Genomic DNA, 19,196 nt, shown 5'->3' with positions numbered 1-19,196 from the left:
TTGAGTTGACAATGTGGAAACTTTGAATAGATGCGCCTTTATTTAAGATTGCTAAAAGTGCACCCGTCCGAAGAACGTTGGTACTGTAGGAGGAGAGGACAGGTGATGTGAAGGAGGAATTTTTCGTTTTGCGTGTAGCGTTCAGGCGATTTACGTATGATGGATGGTTGGCTAGCAGTTAAGTCTCGAAAAGGGAATGAGAGTGGTGTCCGCTTTGTGCCAGAAGCGGACCTCCGTTACCAGTCTGAAGAGGAAGTACAGAAATATTTAGGTCTGTTGGGTAATAATTACGATTTATAATAAAAACTTCTCTATTTCAGAATCCAGAAGTATAGGCATACGCAAGGATGCAATTATGAAATCCAAGAGTGCGTTAGTTTTAGAAGAACTCAGATCCAAATTACGTACTGCCTCTGTGGCACAAGTCGGTGGTTTCCGCCCTACAGCAAACCCAATTACATCCTGGTTTTTAAAAGGAGTCGCTCTTCCAGGTGAAGGGTTGCCAGTTTGGAAGGGGCAGCCGATGTTTCCGCTTCTCCAGATTCGCGTAGATGAGCTTCCCGTGATTCCTGAACAACTGAAGGGGATCGCGCTCTTAGTGCTTTATCATAATATGGAAAGCCATCCATTTGATAAACCTCATGGCGAGGGGTGGTTAATACGAGAATACGCCACCCTTGATGGGCTTGAGTTATTGCCTGCAATTAACACTCCATATCGCGCATTTCCGGTTCGGTGGGTGAGTGTCAATGATGATGCTCCGGGATGGGAGGATGCTTGGGATATTATTGACTTGTCTGACGTAAACGATGATGAGGATGCAAGTGATAGATTCTATGATGGTTTTAACCGGTACAGGGGAACCAAGGTTGGAGGATATCCAACGGAGATACAACATGGTGTGGGGATTCAAGATTTTGTCTTTCAAGTGGGGTCAGAAGAAAAAGTCAACTGGATGTGGGCGGACAATGGTATCGACTACTTTCACAAATCCCCAGAGGGATTCTGGACGTTTTCATGTCAGTTTTACTAGAAACTCAACGTCCTCTCATCGCTCACAGCAGACCTTGCGGCACTTCATGCGGTCCGCTCCGTGCCATTAACTAACTCATTCCTCCCATCGGCCTGTTGATTCTCAGATTTTCCGTCAGGTCACAGCTTGTCATACATAAAAAAAACGAGCCTATTGAGGATGTATATAACCACTTATTCGAGGTGCTTTTCCATATTTGTTATATGGTGGCAGGAAACTTATATGGCATAAGAGATCAAACGAACATCAAAAGGAATGACGTGATGTCGCTTTATGACCTCAGAACCGAAGCGCATGCATTACCGGAGGCCTGGCGCTCTCAGATATTAGGCCGCGTAGACACTGCAAATCTCAAAGTTTTACGAATGGATGAATGCCCGGTAATTGAAGAGGTACATGAATATGATGAGGGGTTACTGGTTATTGATGGACGGCTGGAGTTGAGCGTGAAAGGAAAAAAATTCTCCGTAACGTCTGGCCAGCTATATGTCGCCAAAGCGGGCGTTCCTCATACTGTGGAAGCGGGCAGTTTTGGCATACTGGTTATTATTGATTTACCCGAATCGTAGGCTGCATAAAGAAAGTTGGTCCGCTTTTTGGGCAGAGCAACTACCAAAAAAGAGAATTCAGTGTACTTTACCAGGCCGAAATTCTGATTCCCGTAGGCTAATTCCGGCTTGTCGTTTTCTTCGTTAGTGCGCCGAACTATACGACTCCTTCACATATTCGGCCAGCATCCACACCATGTCGTGCAGCAGCCCGGTCAGCTCTTTTGCCACGCTGGGCTGCAGCGTTCCGCCCATCACCGCCTGCGTTAACGCCAGCGCATAGTCCACCTGCGTTGCCGCTTCCAGCCAGCAGTCCGGCACGCAGGAGCCGCTCTTTTCCCCCGCAATCAGCTGCTCGACAAGGTACGGTGGAAGGTCGTCATCGCACCGTTCGCGAAGCAGCTTGAGGGCGACGAACAGTCGTTTATACAGCGTGGCGTTATTTTCATCGTGGTCTGATTCAACCAGTACGCTAACGTAAGCGGTACAGGCGTTGGCCAGTTCAAAAATGTCCGCGGACTGAGAAACGGGCTGTGTGAGGAGAGGGTGAACCACGCTTTCTTCTGAAAGCACGTATTTTGGGGATGAAATTGTTGTCATGTGTTTTTCCTTTTTAAACTAACTCCAGACCATCTCACGAGTTCCTACGCTAATGAGTGGTTACGCTGACGGAGGTAGGAATACCGCACACGACACAACGGCCAACCTTTCGGCTGCTCCGCCAGCGCAACCGTATCTTAACGGGTTGAGCGCTGCCGAGACATAAAAATGTCGTGTCTTGATATACGGGTTCCTACGCCCGGTTACGGGTGTGTCGTAACGCAGGCACTTTACGGCGATGTAGAAGGGAAGAAAAGAGATAACCTTGAATTACACAAGGTTACTTTTCAGGTTTGCGAGGCGCCTTCCAGAAAGTGCTCACCGTCAACGACCTCGAAACCAGAAAAGAACAATTTTTTAATATAACTAATTGTTTTAAATCGACAACGTTAAGCGTGCTGCAGCAAATCCCACCGGTTGCCATAGAGGTCCTCGAACACCACCACGGTGCCATACTCTTCTTCTCTTGGCGCTTCGCAAAAATGTACGCCAGCTGACTTCATGGCGTTGTAATCGCGCCAGAAATCATCGGTTTGCAGAAATAAAAATACGCGCCCGCCGCACTGGTTACCGATAAAGGCCTGCTGCGTCTCATTTGAGGCTTGCGCCAGCAGCAGGCTGCAGTCGCTGTCCGGGTCAGGCGATACCACCACCCAGCGTTTGCCCGGCTGCGGCGTATCTTCAACCAGCGTGAAGCCGAGCGTGTTGGTGTAGTAATCGATCGCTCTGTCGTAATCATCGACAACAATCGACACATAGCCCAGACGTTTTTTGGTCGTGCTCAAGGGACCTCCCCAATATGGCATTAATGGCATTGCCCTATTTTATCAAAGAACCCCGCGGACATCGCAGAATGTAAAAGCGGGGGAGGGATGATTGCCGATGTAACGAATAAACCCTCCGGCATTGCGCTCATTTCGCCGGGCCGCGTAGTGTATAATGCGGGCATAACACACCTATTCCATTGCCGTACTTAACCTTATGAATCTTAATCGCTTTTGCTATGCCCTCCTGATCATTGCGGCGTTCGCCAGCCTGCTGGCGCCGCATCCCATTCCCACGTGGCTGCTGCTGGCGAACGTCCTGACGCTGCTGATTTACGGCGGCGATAAGCTGGCGGCGCGCAGGGCGTGGCGCAGGGTGCCGGAGTCCACGCTGCTGGCGTTTGGCGTTGTCGGCGGCTGGCCCGGCGCGATTGTGGGCCAGCAGCTTTTTCGCCATAAAACGCAGAAGCAGCCGTTCAAAACCTACTTCATTATCAGCGTCATCGTGAGCGTCGCCGCGATGGCGGCGGCTTACACGTTCTACCCCTTTACCGCATAGCCCCTTTCCGCTTTCCCCCCTCTCCCGAGCCCTCTCCCTTGAGGGAGAGGAGGGCTGTGCCAGCCCAGGCGAGCAATAAGTAACCTGTTAATAAATCAGCACAATAAAAAATACTTCACGCAAAACTTAGACAAACCGATCGTATTGTCTAAGTTTTAAGTATGCAATAACGCTACGTTACTAACGGTCAGGATGTGACCCATGAGCACGCTGCCATCCGTCATCACTCGGTTTATTGATTACTACGCCATGCTCGACGCTCAGCCGCCGTCGGCGCTGGCCGGGATTTACCATCAGAATGCGGTGCTCGTCGATCCCTTCGGCGAACACGCGGGCCTTTTCGCCATTCAGCGCTACTTCACCCACCTGCTCGCTAACGTTGAAACCTGCCGCTTTCTCATCGATCCGCCCCTGCGCGACGAGCAGCGCGTCGTCGTGACCTGGACCATGCGCTGGTCGCATCCGCGCATTGCTGGAGGAGAGGTTCTGGATCTACCGGGCTGCTCGGTCGTGGACGTCCAGGACGAGCGCATCGTTCGTCAGCGCGATTATTACGACGCCGGAGAGATGATTTATGAACACCTGCCGCTGCTCGGCTGGGCGGTACGGGGCGTGAAGCGGAGGGTGCGCGCATGAAGACGGTGCTGATCACCGGGGCCAGCTCCGGCATTGGGGAAGGGCTTGCGAAGTCTTTTGCCGAGGACGGCTGGCACGTCATCGCCTGCGGGCGCGATGCGGCTCGCCTTGAGGCCCTGCATCAGCACAGCCCAAACGTGACGATACGCCTGTTTGACATGACGGACAGGGACGCCTGTCGCCAGGCGCTCGCGGGCATCGGTGCCGATCTGGTTATCCTCTGCGCCGGGACCTGCGAATACCTCGATCGCGGCGTGGTCGACGCGGCGCTCGTCGAGCGGGTCATGACCACCAACTTCCTCGGCCCGGTGAACTGCCTTGCCGCGCTTCAGCCGCAGATGCGGGCGGGTAGCCGCGTGGCGCTGGTCAGCTCCATGGCGCACTGGCTGCCGTTCCCCCGGGCGGAGGCGTACGGCGCCTCGAAGGCCGCGCTGAGCTGGTTTGCGCAGAGCCTGCGCCTGGACTGGGAGCCGAAGGGCATCGCCGTTACGGTGGTCTCGCCGGGCTTCGTTGATACGCCGCTGACGCGCAAGAATGATTTTGCAATGCCCGGACGGGTGAGCGTCGAGCAGGCCGTCGCGGCCATCCGGCGGGGGCTGGAACGGGGCAAAAACCACATCGCCTTTCCCGGCGGCTTTGGCCTGATCGTGCGCCTGCTGTCGGCGCTGCCTGCGTTTCTTCAGCGCGCGCTGCTGCGCAGGATGGTGCGCTCATGAACATCGCCATTATCGGCAGCGGGATCGCCGGGCTGACCTGCGCATGGCGGCTGGCCGGACATCATCAGGTCACGCTCTTCGAGGCGGGAGCTACGCCGGGCGGGCACACCGCCACGGTTGACGTCGAGACGCCCGAGGGGCGCTTCGCCATCGATACCGGCTTTATCGTCTACAACAACAGAACCTACCCGCGCTTTATGGGGCTGCTGAGCGAGCTGGGCATTGAGGGGCAAAAAACGCAGATGAGCTTCTCGGTGCACAACCCGCAAAGCGGTCTGGAATATAACGGCCACACGCTGGCCTCGCTGTTTGCCCAGCGCCGGAACCTGGTTAACCCGCGCTTCTGGGGGCTGCTGAAGGAGATCGTACGCTTCAACGCCCAGGCCAAACGGGCGCTTGGAGAGCCGATCGACCCCGGCGCGACGCTGGAAACGTTTCTGGAGACGCACCGTTTTTCCGCCTTTTTTGCGCGGCACTATATTTTGCCGATGGGGGCCGCCATCTGGTCCTCGTCGCTGCAGGAGATGCGCCGCTTCCCGCTGCCGCTGTTCCTGCGCTTCTTTGCGCACCACGGCCTGCTGGATATCACCCATCGTCCGCAGTGGTACGTGGTGCCGGGCGGCTCGCGGGAGTACGTCCGCGCAATGCTGGCTGCGCTCGGTGACCGCCTGACCCTGCACCTTAACGCGCCGGTTCAGCAGGTGTTCCGCCACGCGCGCGGCGTAAATATTCAGCTAGAGCATGAACGGCACGCGTTTGACGCGGTGATTTTTGCCTGCCACTCCGCGCAGGCGCTGGCCATGCTGGACGAGCCGACCGCCGCCGAACGCGAGGTGCTGGGCGATATCGGCTGGCAGCGCAACGAGGTAGTGCTGCACGGCGACCGGCGCTGGCTGCCGGATCGCGAGCGCGCCTGGGCAAGCTGGAACTACCGCCTGAGCGTGCGCGACCAGGCCAGCGCCTGCGTCACCTATAACATGAATATCCTGCAGGGGCTGCCCGAAGGAAGCCCGCTGTTCTGCGTCACCCTCAACCCGGACGCGCCCGTCGACGCGCGTTTCGTCTGGAAGCGCTTCGTGTATGAACATCCGCTGTTTAACCCCAAAAGCTGGCGCGCCCAGGCCCGGCGCGGCGAGATAAACGGCCACAACCGGAGCTGGTTCTGCGGCGCATACTGGTACAACGGCTTTCACGAGGACGGCGTGCGCAGCGCGCTTGACGTGGTCAACGCGATGGCCGGCGGGGAGGGCAACTAGCATGAACAGCTGCCTCTATCACGGCGTCCTGCGCCACCGCCGCCTGCAGCCAAAGCCGCACGCGTTTACCTACCGCGTGTTCATGGCATGGCTAGACCTGGACGAGCTTGATCACCTTCCTTCGGTCGGCATTGGGCGAAACCGCTTCGCCGCCGCGGCGTTTTATGATGCGGACTATCCGCTCGGCGCGCCGCTGAAGGAAAACGCGCTGAGCCGCCTGGCGAGCCTGACCGGCGAGCGCCCGGCGGGGCGCGTCATGCTTCTGACCCAGCTGCGCTATTGGGGCTTCCACTTCAATCCGGTCAACTTCTACTACTGCTACGACCCGGCGGGCGAGCTGCGCTGGGTGCTGGCCGAGGTGCGCAACACGCCCTGGAACGAGCGACACTACTATGCGGTTGAGGGGCAGGACGCGCGGCCCACGCAGAAAGCCTTTCACGTGTCGCCCTTTAACCCGATGGACATGGTCTACCGCTGGCGCTTTAACCACCCGGATGCCACGCTGCACATGCACATTGAGAACCATCAGCAGACGAAGGTGTTTGACGCCTCGCTGATGCTGGCGCGGGAGCCGCTCACGCGCCGCGCCCTGCGCTCGCTGCTGCTGCGCATTCCCCTTATGACGCTCAAAACCGTTTTTGCGATTTACTGGCAGGCGCTTCGGCTATGGCTCAAGCGCGTGCCGCTGTATAACCATCCCGCCCGCAGGAGTGAACGCTCATGACCGATCCCGTCTTTGCGCTTGAACCCGACGTCCCGCGCAACGCTCGCCTCGCGCGCTGGCTGCTTTTTCGCCTGCTGAGCGGGCTGCGCGGCGGCTCCATTACCGTGCGCGAAGGGGCGCAGACCTTCCACTTTGGCGACAGTGCCTCCGCCCTTCGCGCGCAGGTGCAGATCGTATCGCCGCGCGTTTACTCACGCCTGCTGGCCGGAGGCAGCCTCGCGGCCGCCGAGGCGTGGATGGACGGCGACTGGGAAACGGACGAGCTGACCGCGCTGCTGCACATCCTTGCCCTGAACGGCGACGTGCTCGGGCGGCTGGAAAAGGGCTTTCGCCTGCTGGGCAGGCCCGTCGAGCGGCTGCGCCACTGGACGCGACGCAACTCGCGCGCCCAGGCGCGTGAAAATATTGCCGCCCATTACGATCTCGGCAACGACTTCTACGCCCGCTTTCTCGACGGCGAGCTGCTCTATTCCAGCGCGCTGTTTACCGACGATAAGCAGGATCTGACCGCCGCCCAGCGGGCCAAAATGGCGCGGCTGTGCGACCAGCTGGCGCTTGCGCCCGGCGATAGGCTGCTGGAAATTGGCACCGGCTGGGGGGCGATGGCCGAATTTGCTGCCCGCCACTACGGCTGCCGCGTGACCACTACCACGCTGTCCCAGGAGCAGTACGCGTGGGCGAAAGCGCGGATTGCGCGCGCGGGGCTGGACGACCGCGTTGAGGTGCTGCTGTGCGACTATCGCGATCTCACCGGCGAGTACGACAAGCTGGTGTCGATCGAAATGATTGAGGCGGTGGGGCAGCGCTACCTGCCCGCGTTCTTCCGCACCTGTCAGGCGCGGCTGCGCCCCGGCGGCAGAATGGCGATTCAGGCCATTACCATTCGGGATCAGCGCTACCGCGACTACAGCAAAAGCGTCGACTTCATCCAGCGCTATATATTCCCCGGCGGATTCTTGCCGAGCGTCACGGCGATGAGCGAGCTGATGACCCGCCACACCGACTTTGTGGTCCGCAACCTGTTCGACATGGGGCCGGACTATGCCCGCACCCTGGCGCACTGGCGGCAGCGTTTTGTCCACGCCTGGCAGGAGATCGAGGCGCTCGGCTTTGACGAGCGCTTCCGCCGCATGTGGCTTTACTATTTTGGCTACTGCGAGGCGGGGTTCAACGCCCGCACCATCAGCGTGGTGCAGCTCACCGCGGACCGCGTATGAGGCGATACGGGCAGGTGATTCTGCTGGCGATCGGCTTCGATCTCTACTGGACGCTGGTGGTGCTGTTTCGCGAGCGCGGGCTGATCCTCTGGCTGGCGCTGGCGATCCTCGCGTGGCTGATGCTGCCGCCGCCCCATCGGCTTAACGCCGCGCTGCTGGCGGCGGTGGGCTGCGCGCTGGATTCCCTCTGGGCGCTGACCGGGCTGATTGCCTTTGCCGGGAAGGCGCTCATGCCGCTGTGGATGATCGCGCTGTGGCTGATGTTTGCCTCGGTCTGGACCGGACTGACGCGTGCGACGACGCTGCCGGGCTGGCTGCTTATTCTGTTGGCCACGGCAGGGGGGCCGGTCGCCTACCTGGTTGGCGAGCGTCTGGGCGGGATCGTTTTCCTGCAGCCCGCGGTTATCGTCATCGGCTGGATGGTGCCCGGCTGGCTGGTGCTGATGCTCTTTTTCCACTTCATGATGGGGCGACAACGATGAGGCTCGCATGGCTGTTGCTGCTGGCCCTGACGGTGACGGCTCCCGCGACGCGGGCGGCCGACTGGCTGAGCTGGCGCAAGGTGGGGGACGCCACGCTGACGTGGGGGCCGTTTACCGTATATACCTCCCAGCTGCTGACCCCTGATGGACGCTACGACGGGGCGACGCGCGACCGGGCGCTGGTCATTACCTACCGGCGCGACATCGATCGCGACGAGCTTGTCGAGGCCACCCGCGACCAGTGGGCGGCGATGGGCATTCTCCGGCAGGAGCCGCAGAGCGAGGCCTGGCTAGGCGCGCTGCGCGCGATCTGGCCCGACGTAACGCCCGGCGCGCAGCTGGCGTTTGTGCAAAAGGACGGGCAGGGGCAGTTCTGGTACCGCGCCGCCGGTTCGCAGCGCGGCTTTTCGGCGCTGGGGCCGCCGCAGCCGGAAACCTTCAGTACGCGGTTCCTGGCGATCTGGCTCTCCCCGCAAACGCAATATCCAACGCTGCGTCAGCAGCTGATCGGAGGTCAACCATGAAACGTTTCCTGATGTTTGGCGCGGCGCTGCTGATGCTGCTGGCGGGGTGTAGCACCGAGGTGGCCGACTACCGCCAGCAGCAGCCCGCCCTCGATATATTCAGCTATTTCAAGGGGAAAACCGAAGCGTGGGGGATGGTACAAGACCGCAGCGGCAGGCAGATCCGCCGCTTTCACGTGGAGATTACCGGCGACGTCGTGGGCGACACCCTCACGCTTAACGAGCAGTTTGTCTACGACGACGGCGAGAAGCAGCAGCGCGTCTGGCATATTCGCCGCCTGGGGAGCAATCGCTTCGAGGGCACGGCGGGCGATATTGACGGCGTCGCGAAGGGCGAGGCGGCGGGCAACGCGTTTCACTGGCGCTACAGCATGAACGTGAAGGCCGACGGCAAAACCTGGCTGCTGCACTTTGATGACTGGATGTACCTGCAGGACGACACGCGGCTGTTTAACAAAACGGAGATGACGAAGTTCGGCTTCCGCGTGGGCACGGTGACGCTGTTCTTCACGCGAAAACCGTAGGCATATTACGCAGGCCCTTTATCCAGCATCGCCAGAAAGCGCTTCACCGTGCGCGAGCGCTCGAAGCGCCGCCAGCAGATCGCAATGTCCGTATACAGCTCGGGCGAGGTGAGGGCGTGGTAGGTTACGTTCGGCGGGGAAATAGACGTCATCGACTGCGGCACCAGCGCGAACCCGCCTCCCGCCGAGACCATGCTCAGGGATGAGGAGAGCTGGGACGCCTGCAGCCTGTTGTGCATATTAATGCCCGCCCGCTCGCAGCAGCCATAGACGCGGTCGTACAAACCCGGCGCGACCTCCTGCGGGAACATAATCAGCGGCGTATCGCTAAGCTGTTGCAGCGCCAGCGCGCCGCTATCCGCCAGCGGGTGCGAACCGTGCAGCGCCACGACCATCGCCTCGCGATCGAGTATTTTCAGATCGAACGCCTTGCTGCTTTCGCACGGCAGCCGCACGAACGCTAAATCCAGCTCGCCTTCGCCCAGCCTGTGCATCAGCGTCGCCATGTTCGCCTCAACCTGATTGACCGTCACCGCCGGGTTCTGCTGCTGAAACTGGCGGATGAGGGTAAAGATCTGGGGATGAAAGGCGTCCGAGCTGGTGATCCCAATCGACAGGCTGCCGATCAGGCCGCGCGCAATGCCGCGCGTTTTCTCCAGCGCGGCGTCGCTCATCGCCAGAATTTTGCAGGCATCCTCGTAAAAGGCCTCTCCCGCTTCGGTCAGCTCTACGCCCCGCGTCAGGCGACGGAACAGCGGCGTGCCGACCTCATCTTCCAGGCGTTTGATTTGCTGACTGAGCGGCGGCTGGGAAATACCCAGCGCTTTGGCCGCTTTGGTGAAGTGTCGCTCGCGGGCTACCGCAACGAAATAGCGCAGGTAACGAAGTTCCATATCAAAAACGTCTCAAACCAGCAGGATTTCTATATTGGAACTCTGTGCTGAATCGGGTCAACATTTATTTAACCTTTCTAAAAAAGTTGAAGAGGACGCATGATGACCCATTCACCTGTATGTGACTGTGAGGAAAGCCTTTGCGAGACCCTGCGCGGGTTTTCAGCGCAACATCCTGACAGTGTGATATATCAAACATCGCTCATGAGCGCCCTGCTAAGCGGCGTTTATGAAGGGGAAACCACCATCGCCGACCTGCTCGCGCACGGTGATTTTGGCCTCGGCACGTTCAACGAGCTGGACGGTGAAATGATCGCCTTCAGCAGCCAGGTCTATCAGCTGCGCGCCGACGGCAGCGCCCGCGCCGCGAAGCCGGAGCAAAAAACGCCGTTCGCGGTGATGACCTGGTTCCAGCCGCAGTACCGCAAGGTCTTCGACGCGCCGGTCAGCCGCCAGCAGATCCACGACGTTATCGACCAGCAGATCCCCTCGGATAACCTCTTTTGCGCCCTGCGCATCGACGGCCATTTCCGCCACGCGCACACCCGCACCGTGCCGCGCCAGACGCCGCCGTACCGCGCGATGACCGACGTGCTCGACGACCAGCCGGTGTTCCGCTTCAGCGCGCGCGAGGGCGTGCTGGTGGGGTTCCGCACGCCGCAGCATATGCAGGGCATCAACGTGGCGGGCTATCACGAGCATTTCATCACCGACGATCGCCAGGGCGGCGGCCACCTGCTGGACTACCAGCTGGAGAGCGGCGTGCTGACCTTTGGCGAAATTCACAAGCTGATGATCGACCTTCCCGCCGACAGCGCGTTTTTACAGGCCAATCTTCACCCCAGCGATCTCGATGCGGCAATCCGCTCCGTCGAAAACTAACAGGAGAACAACCGTGAACAGTGAAAAACATTCTCGCCAGTGGGCGCACGGCGCCGACCTGGTCGTCAGCCAGCTGGAAGCGCAGGGCGTGAAGCACGTGTTTGGTATTCCCGGTGCGAAAATCGACAAGGTGTTTGATTCCCTCCTCGATTCGCCGATTGAACTGATCCCGGTACGCCACGAGGCGAACGCCGCGTTTATGGCGGCGGCGGTCGGGCGGCTGACCGGTAAGGCCGGGGTGGCATTAGTCACGTCGGGGCCGGGCTGCTCAAACCTGATCACCGGCATGGCGACCGCCAACAGCGAGGGGGACCCGGTAGTGGCGCTGGGCGGCGCGGTGAAGCGGGCGGATAAAGCCAAGCAGGTTCACCAGAGCATGGACACCGTCGCCATGTTTAGCCCGGTGACCAAATATTCCGTGGAGGTCAACGCGCCGGACGCCCTCGCCGAGGTGGTGTCGAACGCGTTTCGCGTTGCCGAGCAGGGCAGGCCGGGCAGCGCCTTCGTCAGCCTGCCGCAGGATATCGTTGACCAGCCCGTCACGGGCGCCGTCCTGCCTGCCAGCACCGCGACGCTGATGGGCCCCGCGCCGGAGGCGGCGATTAACGACGTCGCGAAGCTTATTCAAAGGGCGAAAAACCCGGTGATTTTGCTGGGCCTGATGGCGAGCCAGCCTGCCAACAGCGCCGCGCTGCGCAAGCTGCTGGAGAAAAGCCGCATCCCGGTCACCAGCACCTATCAGGCCGCCGGGGCGGTGAATCAGGAACACTTCACCCGCTTTGCCGGACGCGTCGGGCTGTTTAATAACCAGGCGGGAGATCGGCTGCTGCACCTGGCGGATCTGATTATCTGCATCGGCTACAGCCCGGTCGAATACGAGCCGTCCATGTGGAACCGCGGCGACGCGACTCTGGTGCACGTTGACGTGCTGCCCGCCTATGAAGAGCGTAACTACGTGCCCGACGTCGAGCTGGTGGGCGACATCGCGGCGACGCTTGACGCGCTGGCGGGGCGTCTCGACCACACGCTTGCGCTGAGCCCGCAGGCCACCGAAATCCTCGTCGATCGCCAGCACCAGCGCGATCTCCTCGACCGACGCGGTGCGTCGCTCAACCAGTTTGCCCTGCATCCGCTGCGCATCGTGCGCGCCATGCAGGACATCGTGAACAATGACGTGACGCTCACCGTCGATATGGGCAGTTTCCACATCTGGATCGCCCGCTACCTTTACAGCTTCCGCGCGCGCCAGGTGATGATCTCTAACGGCCAGCAGACGATGGGCGTGGCCCTGCCGTGGGCGATCGGCGCGTGGCTGGTCAACCCGGGCCGCAAGGTGGTCTCCGTCTCCGGCGACGGCGGATTCCTGCAGTCGAGCATGGAGCTGGAAACCGCCGTGCGCCTTAACGCCAACGTGCTGCACATCATCTGGGTGGATAACGGCTACAACATGGTGGCGATTCAGGAACAGAAAAAATACCAGCGCCTCTCCGGCGTTGAGTTCGGCCCGATCGACTTCAAAGCCTACGCGGACGCCTTCGGCGCAAAAGGCTTTGCGGTTGAAAGCGCCGATGCGCTGGAGCCGACGCTGCGTGCGGCGATGGACGTTGACGGCCCGGCCGTGGTGGCCATTCCCGTCGACTATAGCGATAACCCGCTGCTGATGGGCCAGCTCCATCTCAGCCAGATTTTGTGACTCAATATAAGGACAGAACGATGCAAAAGGTTGCTCTCGTAACAGGCTCCGGCCAGGGGATCGGTAAGGCAATTGCGCTGCGCCTGGTGAAGGACGGTTTTGCCGTGGCGATTGCCGATTACAACGAAGAGACCGCCAAAGCGGTTGCCGATGAGATCGAACGCAGCGGCGGCAGGGCCGTTGCCGTGAAGGTGGACGTATCCGACCGCGAGCAGGTGTTTGCGGCGGTAGAAAAAGCCCGCACCGCGCTGGGCGGCTTCAACGTGATCGTCAACAACGCGGGCGTGGCGCCGTCCACGCCGATCGAATCCATCACGCCGGAGATCGTCGACAAGGTATACAACATCAACGTCAAAGGGGTGATCTGGGGGATCCAGGCGGCGATTGACGCGTTTCGCAAGGAAGGGCACGGCGGCAAGATCATCAACGCCTGCTCCCAGGCGGGCCATACCGGCAACCCGGAACTGGCGGTCTACAGCTCCAGCAAGTTCGCGGTGCGCGGCCTGACCCAGACCGCCGCGCGGGATCTCGCCCCGCTGGGGATCACCGTTAACGCCTACTGCCCCGGTATCGTGAAAACGCCGATGTGGGCCGAAATCGACCGTCAGGTTTCCGAGGCGGCGGGTAAACCGCTTGGCTACGGAACGGAAACCTTCGCCAAACGCATCACGCTTGGCAGGCTTTCTGAACCGGAAGACGTGGCGGCCTGCGTCTCCTATCTTGCCGGCCCGGACTCCGACTACATGACCGGCCAGTCGCTGCTGATTGACGGCGGAATGGTATTCAACTAATAAAAAAATAAGCTCTGACATGATTTTCCCCTGCACCCGTGCAGGGGTTTTTTTTGTCTGTACGGACATTGTGCATTACACTGCGCGCTGCAAAAATTGAGTTAACGATCGACAGACGGGCGGAAGCAGCATGAACGGTACAATCACAACGTGGTTTAAAGATAAAGGCTTTGGATTTATCAAAGATGAAAACGGCGACAACCGCTATTTTCACGTGATTAAGGTCGCCAACCCCGATCTGATTAAGAAAGACGCGGCGGTGACCTTCGAGCCGACAACCAACAATAAAGGCCTTTCCGCGTACGCGGTGAAGGTGATCCCGGAAAGCAAACACCTCTACATCGCGGGCGAGCGCGTGAAGCTCACCTCGATCAAGTCCTTCGTGGTGTTCAGCGAAGAAGAGCCGGTCGATACCAAAATCGACAAGGAAAATGCGGTGCTGTCGGTGGGGCTGCTGATGAACAGCATCAAGCCAAAATCCGACAAAAAGCCGGGCGAAATGCGCACGGTGAAGAAGCTCGCGATTACCACCTTCCAGAATTCGACGCTGATCTTCACCGAAGATGAAATCGACATTGATGCCACGGTGAAACTGCTGAAGTAACCTTTTGCCGGGTGGCGGCTGCGCCTAACCCGGCCTGCCTTTTCCGGTCTTTTCGTTCTCTTTTTAACCTGCTATAACAAACTCCTTACCTTTCAGGGAGTCACCGCCGTGCCCGAACTCAACCAATTTGGTCAAACCGTTAACGATATCGTGCCCGGCTGGACGGGCGCGCGCGTCTTAACCCGCTCGCCGCTGTTCGGCCAGTACTGCCGTCTGGAGCCGCTGGACGTTAAGCGTCATGCTGCCGATCTCTATGAGGCTTATGCGCTGGGGGATGACGGCGACTGGACCTGGCTTGCCAGCACGAAGCCAGCAAACGTTGAGGCAACCGCCCACTGGGTGTTGGGAAAGGTCATGGACGATGCGCTGGTGCCCTACGCCGTGATTGATTTGCACACCGAGCGCGCGGTGGGGCTGGTGAGCTATATGGCCAACGAGCGGCTGCTCGGGTCGGTGGAGATCGGCCACGTCACCTGGTCACGGAAGATGAAAGGTTCCCGAATTGGCACCGAAACGGTATGGCTGCTGCTGAAAAATGCCTTCGAGCATGGCTACCGGCGGCTGGAGTGGCGGTGCGATTCCATGAACACCGCGTCGCGACGCGCCGCCGAACGGCTGGGTTTTGTTTGGGAAGGGCGTCTGCGCCAGAAGATGGTGCGCAAAGGGCGCAACCGCGATAGCGATATACATTCCATTATTGATGGTGAATGGCCTGAGCGCGATGCGGCGCTGCGCGCCTGGCTGGCCGCGGACAATTTTGACGGGGACGGGCGGCAGGTTAAGCGGCTGGAGGCATTTCGGAAATAAAAGGCTTGGCCCTCACCCCTGTGGGGAGCGATCGTCCCCTCTCCCCTATGGGGAGAGGGTTAGGGTGAGGGGGAACCCTCAGCGGCGAACCGGTGCGCCGTTTGCCACGTAATACGCCGCGGTGCTCTTCGCCAGCGGCTCGCGCCCGCGGATCGCATCGGCAATTTTCTCGCCGATCATAATGGTGGTGGCGTTCAGGTTGCCGGTGATGATTTGCGGCATAATCGACGCATCCACCACGCGCAGCCCTTCCAGCCCGTGAACGCGGCCTTCGCCGTCGACCACCGCCATCTCGTCGTAGCCCATCTTGCAGGTGCCGCACGGGTGGAAGGCGGTTTCGGCATGGTTGCGCACGAACTCATCCAGCTGCTCGTCGGTCTGGCACTCCACGCCCGGGCTGATTTCCCGGCCACGGTACTTGTCCAGCGCGGGCTGGTGCATGATCTCGCGGGTGATGCGGATCGCGTCGCGGAACTCCTGCCAGTCCTGCTCGTGGGACATGTAGTTAAACAGGATCGCCGGATGCTGGTGCGGGTCGCGCGACTTAATTCGCACGTGGCCGCGGCTCGGCGAGCGCATGGAGCCAACGTGGCACTGGAAGCCATGCTCTTTCACCGCGTTCGAGCCGTTGTAGTTAATGGCGACCGGCAGGAAGTGGTACTGAATGTTCGGCCATTCGAACTCTTCGCGGCTGCGGATAAACCCGCCCGCCTCGAAGTGGTTGCTCGCGCCCACGCCGGTGCCGCCAAACAGCCATTCGGCGCCAATCTTCGGCTGGTTCCACCACTGCAGGGCAGGGTAGAGGGAGACCGGCTCCTTGCACTCGTACTGGAGGTACATCTCCAGGTGATCCTGCAGGTTTTCGCCCACGCCGGGCAGGTCGTGCACCAGCGGGATATCGAACTGCTTCAGCAGCTCAGCATTGCCCACGCCGGAGCGCTGGAGGATCTGCGGAGACGCGATGGCGCCCGCGCACAGCAGCACCTCTTTCTTCGCCGTCGCTTTCGACGGGATAGTGCTTTCGCCTTCGAGCCACTCGACGCCCACCGCGCGCTTGCCTTCAAAGAGGATGCGGTCGGTCATGGCATGGGTGCGGATGGTCAGGTTCGGGCGTTGCTTTGCCTGGTCCAGATAGCCGCGCGCGGTGCTGGCGCGTCGGCCCTTCGGCGTGACCGTGCGGTCCATCGGGCCGAAGCCTTCCTGCTGGTAGCCGTTAAGATCCTCGGTGCGCGGATAGCCCGCCTGCACGCCCGCTTCCACCATCGCCTCAAACAGCGGATTCACGCCCGGCTTCGAGGTGGTGACGCTCACCGGACCGTCGCCGCCGTGGTAGTCGTTTGGCCCCACGTCGCGGGTTTCGGCCTTGCGGTAGTAGGGCAGGCAGTTGAGATAGCTCCAGTGCGCCAGGCCATCTTCCTTCGCCCAGTTATCGAGATCCATGGCGTTGCCGCGGATGTAGCACATGCCGTTGATCAGCGACGAGCCGCCCAGCCCCTTTCCGCGTCCGCACTCCATGCGGCGGTTGTTCATGTACGGCTCTGGCTCAGTTTCGTACGCCCAGTTGTAGCGCTTGCCCTGCAGCGGAAACGCCAGCGCGGCGGGCATCTGGGTGCGGAAGTCAAAGCGATAGTCCGGCCCACCCGCCTCAAGCAGCAGCACGGTGGTGTTTGGATCTTCGGTCAGACGCGTTGCCAGCACGTTGCCGGCAGAGCCGGCGCCGATAATGATGTAGTCAAATTGCAAATAAACCTCCCGGTTAAAATATGGACTGGAATTTACCCATCTCAACCTGGATGGACTTCACCTGGGTGTAGCTCTGGAGCGTCATCACGCCGTTCTCGCGGCCAATGCCGGAATGCTTGTAGCCGCCAACCGGCATCTCCGCGGCGGATTCGCCCCAGGTGTTGATCCAGCAGATGCCCGCTTCGAGCTGATGAATAGCGCCGTGGGCGCGGTTCAGATCGGCGGTGACGATGCCTGCCGCCAGCCCATAGTCGGTGTCGTTGGCGCGACGAATCGCTTCTTCGTCGGTTTCGTAGGTGAGGATGGACATCACCGGCCCGAAGATCTCCTCGCGCACGATGGTCATCTCGTCGGTGCAGTCGGTGAACACCGTCGGGGCCACCCACGCGCCGTTATCAAACCCTTCGCCCTTCAGCACGCCGCCGCCGCACAGCACGCGCGCGCCTTCCTCTTTACCTTTGGCGATGTAGCGCAGCACGCTGTCGCGGTGCGGGAAGCTGACCATCGGGCCAAAGTTGGTTTTTTCATCGAACAGATCGCCCGCGCGGATGCGGCCCACGCGCTCGATGATTTTCTGCTCAAACGCGGCCTTGCACTTCGCGGGCACGAACACGCGGGTGCCGTTGGTGCAGACCTGGCCGGAGCTGAAGAAATTGGCCATCATGGCAATGTCCGCCGCGAGATCGAGGTCGGCGTCGTCGAAAATAATCAGCGGCGATTTGCCGCCCAGCTCCATCGTCACCTCCTTCAGGGACGAGGCCGCCGAGTTCGCCATGACCTTTTTGCCGCTGGCGACGCCGCCGGTGAAGGAAACTTTGGCAATGCCAGGATGTTCGGTGAGGAACTGCCCGGTCTCCGCGCCCACGCCCGGCAGAACGTTAAACACGCCGTCCGGAACGCCCGCTTCGGTGTAAATTTCGGCCAGCTTCAGCGCGGTAAGCGGCGTCACTTCGCTCGGCTTGAAGATCATCGCGTTGCCTGCCGCCAGCGCCGGGGCTGATTTCCACAGGGCGATCTGGATCGGGTAGTTCCACGCGCCGATGCCCGCCACCACGCCCAGCGGCTCGCGGCGGGTGTAGACGAACGAGGTGTCGCGCAGCGGGATCTGGCTGCCCTCCAGCGCCGGGATCAGCCCCGCGTAGTACTCCAGCACGTCCGCGCCGGTGACGATATCGACGGTTGAGGTTTCGGAAAACGCTTTACCGGTATCGAGGGTTTCGAGCTTCGCCAGCGCGTCGTTGCGCTCGCGCAGGATATCCACGGCGCGGCGCAGGATGCGCGAGCGCTCCATGGCGGTCATCGCCGCCCAGATTTTTTGCCCGCGCTGTGCGCTTTCTACCGCGCGATCGACGTCCTCGCGCCCGGCGGCCTGTACGGTCGCCAGGACGTCACCGTTGGCCGGGTTGATGGTCTCGAAGGTGCGACCGCTGGTGGCCGATGTATAACCACCATTGATGTAAAGCTGCTGTTCTGCCATTCGGGACATAATTTCTCCTCGGTTAATCGGTCGGTAAATGCTGGCTGATAAAGTGGCCGGTAAGCGACTGGGCCAGGGTCTTATCCAGCGGTTTGCCGCTCAGGGCGGCGCGCAGCCACAGCCCGTCAATCAGCGCGGCGAGCCCGTAGCCCGCTTCCTGCGCCTGTTCGCGCGGCAGCTCGCGGCGAAACTCGCTGACCAGGTTCGACAGCAGGCGGCGGCTGCTGACCTGCTGTAAGCGGTAGAGCATCGGCTGGTGCATACTGCTCGCCCAGAAGGCCAGCCAGGCCTTCATCGCCGCGCTGCTGATCTGGGTTTCGTCAAAATTGCCGGCAACGATTGCCTGTAGCCGCTGCTCCGCGCTGCCGCCCGGCAGGGCGCGTAAACGGTTGAGTACCGCGTCGCGAAGCTGGCCGGTAATGTCGCGCATGGTCGCTTCCAGCAGGCCGTTTTTGTCCTTGAAGTAGTGACTGATGATCCCCGTGGAAACGCCCGCCCGACGGGCGATCTGCGCGATCGTCGCGTCGTGCATTCCCACTTCATTTATTGCTTCCAGCGTGGCGTTAATAAGCTGCCTGCGCCGGATCGGCTGCATCCCCACTTTGGGCATTTTTGCCACTCCATTCATCAGCGTTGGTAATACATTAAAGCGGTTTTTGATTGGACGTTCAATATAAAATGTGTCTTAATTGTTGCGGATTTGGATTTTAATAGTTACAAAAA

The 19,196-nt window shown here is 60.3% G+C and carries 22 protein-coding genes; 16 read left to right on the top strand and 6 right to left on the bottom strand.

The window, feature by feature from the left end; all coding sequences use genetic code 11:
* Window positions 1-355 precede the first annotated feature (355 nt).
* Window positions 356-1,033 carry a DUF1963 domain-containing protein gene (locus DBY73_RS20315; RefSeq protein WP_112012984.1) on the top strand — a complete coding sequence of 226 codons (678 nt, stop codon included), beginning with the start codon at window positions 356-358 and terminating at the stop codon, window positions 1,031-1,033.
* A gap of 263 nt (window positions 1,034-1,296) precedes the next feature.
* Window positions 1,297-1,602 (top strand): cupin domain-containing protein, encoded by a 306-nt coding sequence (locus DBY73_RS20310; RefSeq protein WP_112012982.1) that lies wholly within the window; start codon window positions 1,297-1,299, stop codon window positions 1,600-1,602.
* 123 nt (window positions 1,603-1,725) lie between these two features.
* On the opposite strand, the gene DBY73_RS20305 is transcribed toward DBY73_RS20310, so the two are convergent.
* Entirely contained in the window at window positions 1,726-2,181 is a 456-nt protein-coding gene (locus tag DBY73_RS20305) for a hypothetical protein (RefSeq protein WP_112012980.1), read from the bottom strand.
* Window positions 2,182-2,570: 389 nt separating this feature from the next.
* Entirely contained in the window at window positions 2,571-2,966 is a 396-nt protein-coding gene (locus DBY73_RS20300) for a VOC family protein (RefSeq protein WP_112012978.1), read from the bottom strand.
* A 196-nt stretch (window positions 2,967-3,162) separates the two neighbouring features.
* Here DBY73_RS20300 and DBY73_RS20295 point away from each other — a divergent pair, with 196 nt between their 5' ends.
* The 9 genes from DBY73_RS20295 (at window position 3,163) to DBY73_RS20255 (ending at window position 9,583) form a co-directional block, all read left to right on the top strand.
* Window positions 3,163-3,504 carry a DUF1294 domain-containing protein gene (locus tag DBY73_RS20295; RefSeq protein WP_112012976.1) on the top strand — a complete coding sequence of 114 codons (342 nt, stop codon included), beginning with the start codon at window positions 3,163-3,165 and terminating at the stop codon, window positions 3,502-3,504.
* Window positions 3,505-3,705: 201 nt separating this feature from the next.
* Window positions 3,706-4,140 carry a nuclear transport factor 2 family protein gene (locus DBY73_RS20290; protein ID WP_112012974.1) on the top strand — a complete coding sequence of 145 codons (435 nt, stop codon included), beginning with the start codon at window positions 3,706-3,708 and terminating at the stop codon, window positions 4,138-4,140.
* A complete protein-coding gene (locus DBY73_RS20285) occupies window positions 4,137-4,856 on the top strand; it encodes an SDR family NAD(P)-dependent oxidoreductase (RefSeq protein ID WP_112012972.1) in 720 nt (239 codons plus the stop codon). Before DBY73_RS20290 ends, DBY73_RS20285 begins: the two co-directional genes overlap by 4 nt.
* Entirely contained in the window at window positions 4,853-6,112 is a 1,260-nt protein-coding gene (locus DBY73_RS20280; protein ID WP_112012970.1) for an FAD-dependent oxidoreductase, read from the top strand. The genes DBY73_RS20285 and DBY73_RS20280 overlap by 4 nt, the downstream gene beginning before the upstream one ends.
* 1 nt (window position 6,113) lies before the next feature.
* Window positions 6,114-6,836 carry a DUF1365 domain-containing protein gene (locus DBY73_RS20275; protein ID WP_112012968.1) on the top strand — a complete coding sequence of 241 codons (723 nt, stop codon included), beginning with the start codon at window positions 6,114-6,116 and terminating at the stop codon, window positions 6,834-6,836.
* Complete coding sequence (locus tag DBY73_RS20270) at window positions 6,833-8,053, top strand: cyclopropane-fatty-acyl-phospholipid synthase family protein (protein WP_112012966.1); 1,221 nt, start codon at window positions 6,833-6,835, stop codon at window positions 8,051-8,053. Before DBY73_RS20275 ends, DBY73_RS20270 begins: the two co-directional genes overlap by 4 nt.
* Window positions 8,050-8,535 carry a DUF2878 domain-containing protein gene (locus DBY73_RS20265; RefSeq protein WP_112012964.1) on the top strand — a complete coding sequence of 162 codons (486 nt, stop codon included), beginning with the start codon at window positions 8,050-8,052 and terminating at the stop codon, window positions 8,533-8,535. The genes DBY73_RS20270 and DBY73_RS20265 overlap by 4 nt, the downstream gene beginning before the upstream one ends.
* A complete protein-coding gene (locus tag DBY73_RS20260; RefSeq protein ID WP_112012962.1) occupies window positions 8,532-9,059 on the top strand; it encodes a hypothetical protein in 528 nt (175 codons plus the stop codon). The genes DBY73_RS20265 and DBY73_RS20260 overlap by 4 nt, the downstream gene beginning before the upstream one ends.
* Entirely contained in the window at window positions 9,056-9,583 is a 528-nt protein-coding gene (locus DBY73_RS20255) for a DUF3833 domain-containing protein (protein WP_112012960.1), read from the top strand. The genes DBY73_RS20260 and DBY73_RS20255 overlap by 4 nt, the downstream gene beginning before the upstream one ends.
* A gap of 5 nt (window positions 9,584-9,588) precedes the next feature.
* Here the strand turns inward: DBY73_RS20255 and DBY73_RS20250 are convergent, their stop codons facing one another.
* Window positions 9,589-10,476, bottom strand: coding sequence for a LysR family transcriptional regulator (locus DBY73_RS20250; protein ID WP_112012958.1), 888 nt, complete (start codon window positions 10,474-10,476; stop codon window positions 9,589-9,591).
* Window positions 10,477-10,578: 102 nt separating this feature from the next.
* Between DBY73_RS20250 and budA the strand changes: the two genes are divergently transcribed.
* The 5 genes from budA (at window position 10,579) to DBY73_RS20225 (ending at window position 15,253) form a co-directional block, all read left to right on the top strand.
* Window positions 10,579-11,358, top strand: coding sequence for an acetolactate decarboxylase (gene budA / locus DBY73_RS20245; protein ID WP_112012957.1), 780 nt, complete (start codon window positions 10,579-10,581; stop codon window positions 11,356-11,358).
* A gap of 13 nt (window positions 11,359-11,371) precedes the next feature.
* Complete coding sequence (gene alsS, locus DBY73_RS20240; RefSeq protein WP_112012955.1) at window positions 11,372-13,051, top strand: acetolactate synthase AlsS; 1,680 nt, start codon at window positions 11,372-11,374, stop codon at window positions 13,049-13,051.
* A 20-nt stretch (window positions 13,052-13,071) separates the two neighbouring features.
* Window positions 13,072-13,842, top strand: coding sequence for a (S)-acetoin forming diacetyl reductase (locus tag DBY73_RS20235; RefSeq protein WP_112012953.1), 771 nt, complete (start codon window positions 13,072-13,074; stop codon window positions 13,840-13,842).
* A 130-nt stretch (window positions 13,843-13,972) separates the two neighbouring features.
* Complete coding sequence (locus DBY73_RS20230; protein WP_112012951.1) at window positions 13,973-14,446, top strand: cold shock domain-containing protein; 474 nt, start codon at window positions 13,973-13,975, stop codon at window positions 14,444-14,446.
* A 108-nt stretch (window positions 14,447-14,554) separates the two neighbouring features.
* On the top strand, window positions 14,555-15,253 hold the full coding sequence (locus DBY73_RS20225; RefSeq protein WP_112012949.1) for a GNAT family protein: 699 nt from the start codon (window positions 14,555-14,557) through the stop codon (window positions 15,251-15,253).
* Window positions 15,254-15,331: 78 nt separating this feature from the next.
* Here DBY73_RS20225 and betA read toward each other — a convergent pair whose 3' ends face one another.
* The 3 genes from betA to betI are packed head-to-tail and all read right to left on the bottom strand — an operon-like array spanning window position 15,332 to window position 19,083.
* Entirely contained in the window at window positions 15,332-16,996 is a 1,665-nt protein-coding gene (gene betA, locus DBY73_RS20220) for a choline dehydrogenase (protein ID WP_112012947.1), read from the bottom strand.
* A gap of 13 nt (window positions 16,997-17,009) precedes the next feature.
* Window positions 17,010-18,482, bottom strand: coding sequence for a betaine-aldehyde dehydrogenase (betB, locus tag DBY73_RS20215; protein WP_112012945.1), 1,473 nt, complete (start codon window positions 18,480-18,482; stop codon window positions 17,010-17,012).
* 13 nt (window positions 18,483-18,495) lie between these two features.
* Window positions 18,496-19,083: a transcriptional regulator BetI gene (gene betI / locus DBY73_RS20210; RefSeq protein ID WP_112012943.1), complete on the bottom strand. Its 588-nt coding sequence runs from the start codon at window positions 19,081-19,083 to the stop codon at window positions 18,496-18,498.
* Between the last annotated feature and the right edge of the window lie 113 nt (window positions 19,084-19,196).

Origin of the sequence: Enterobacter sp. RIT418, assembly GCF_003057745.1 — a bacterium.
GTDB lineage: Bacteria > Pseudomonadota > Gammaproteobacteria > Enterobacterales > Enterobacteriaceae > Enterobacter.
Note: the sequence above shows the minus strand (reverse complement) of the source record. Positions and strands in the feature narration are given on the sequence as shown.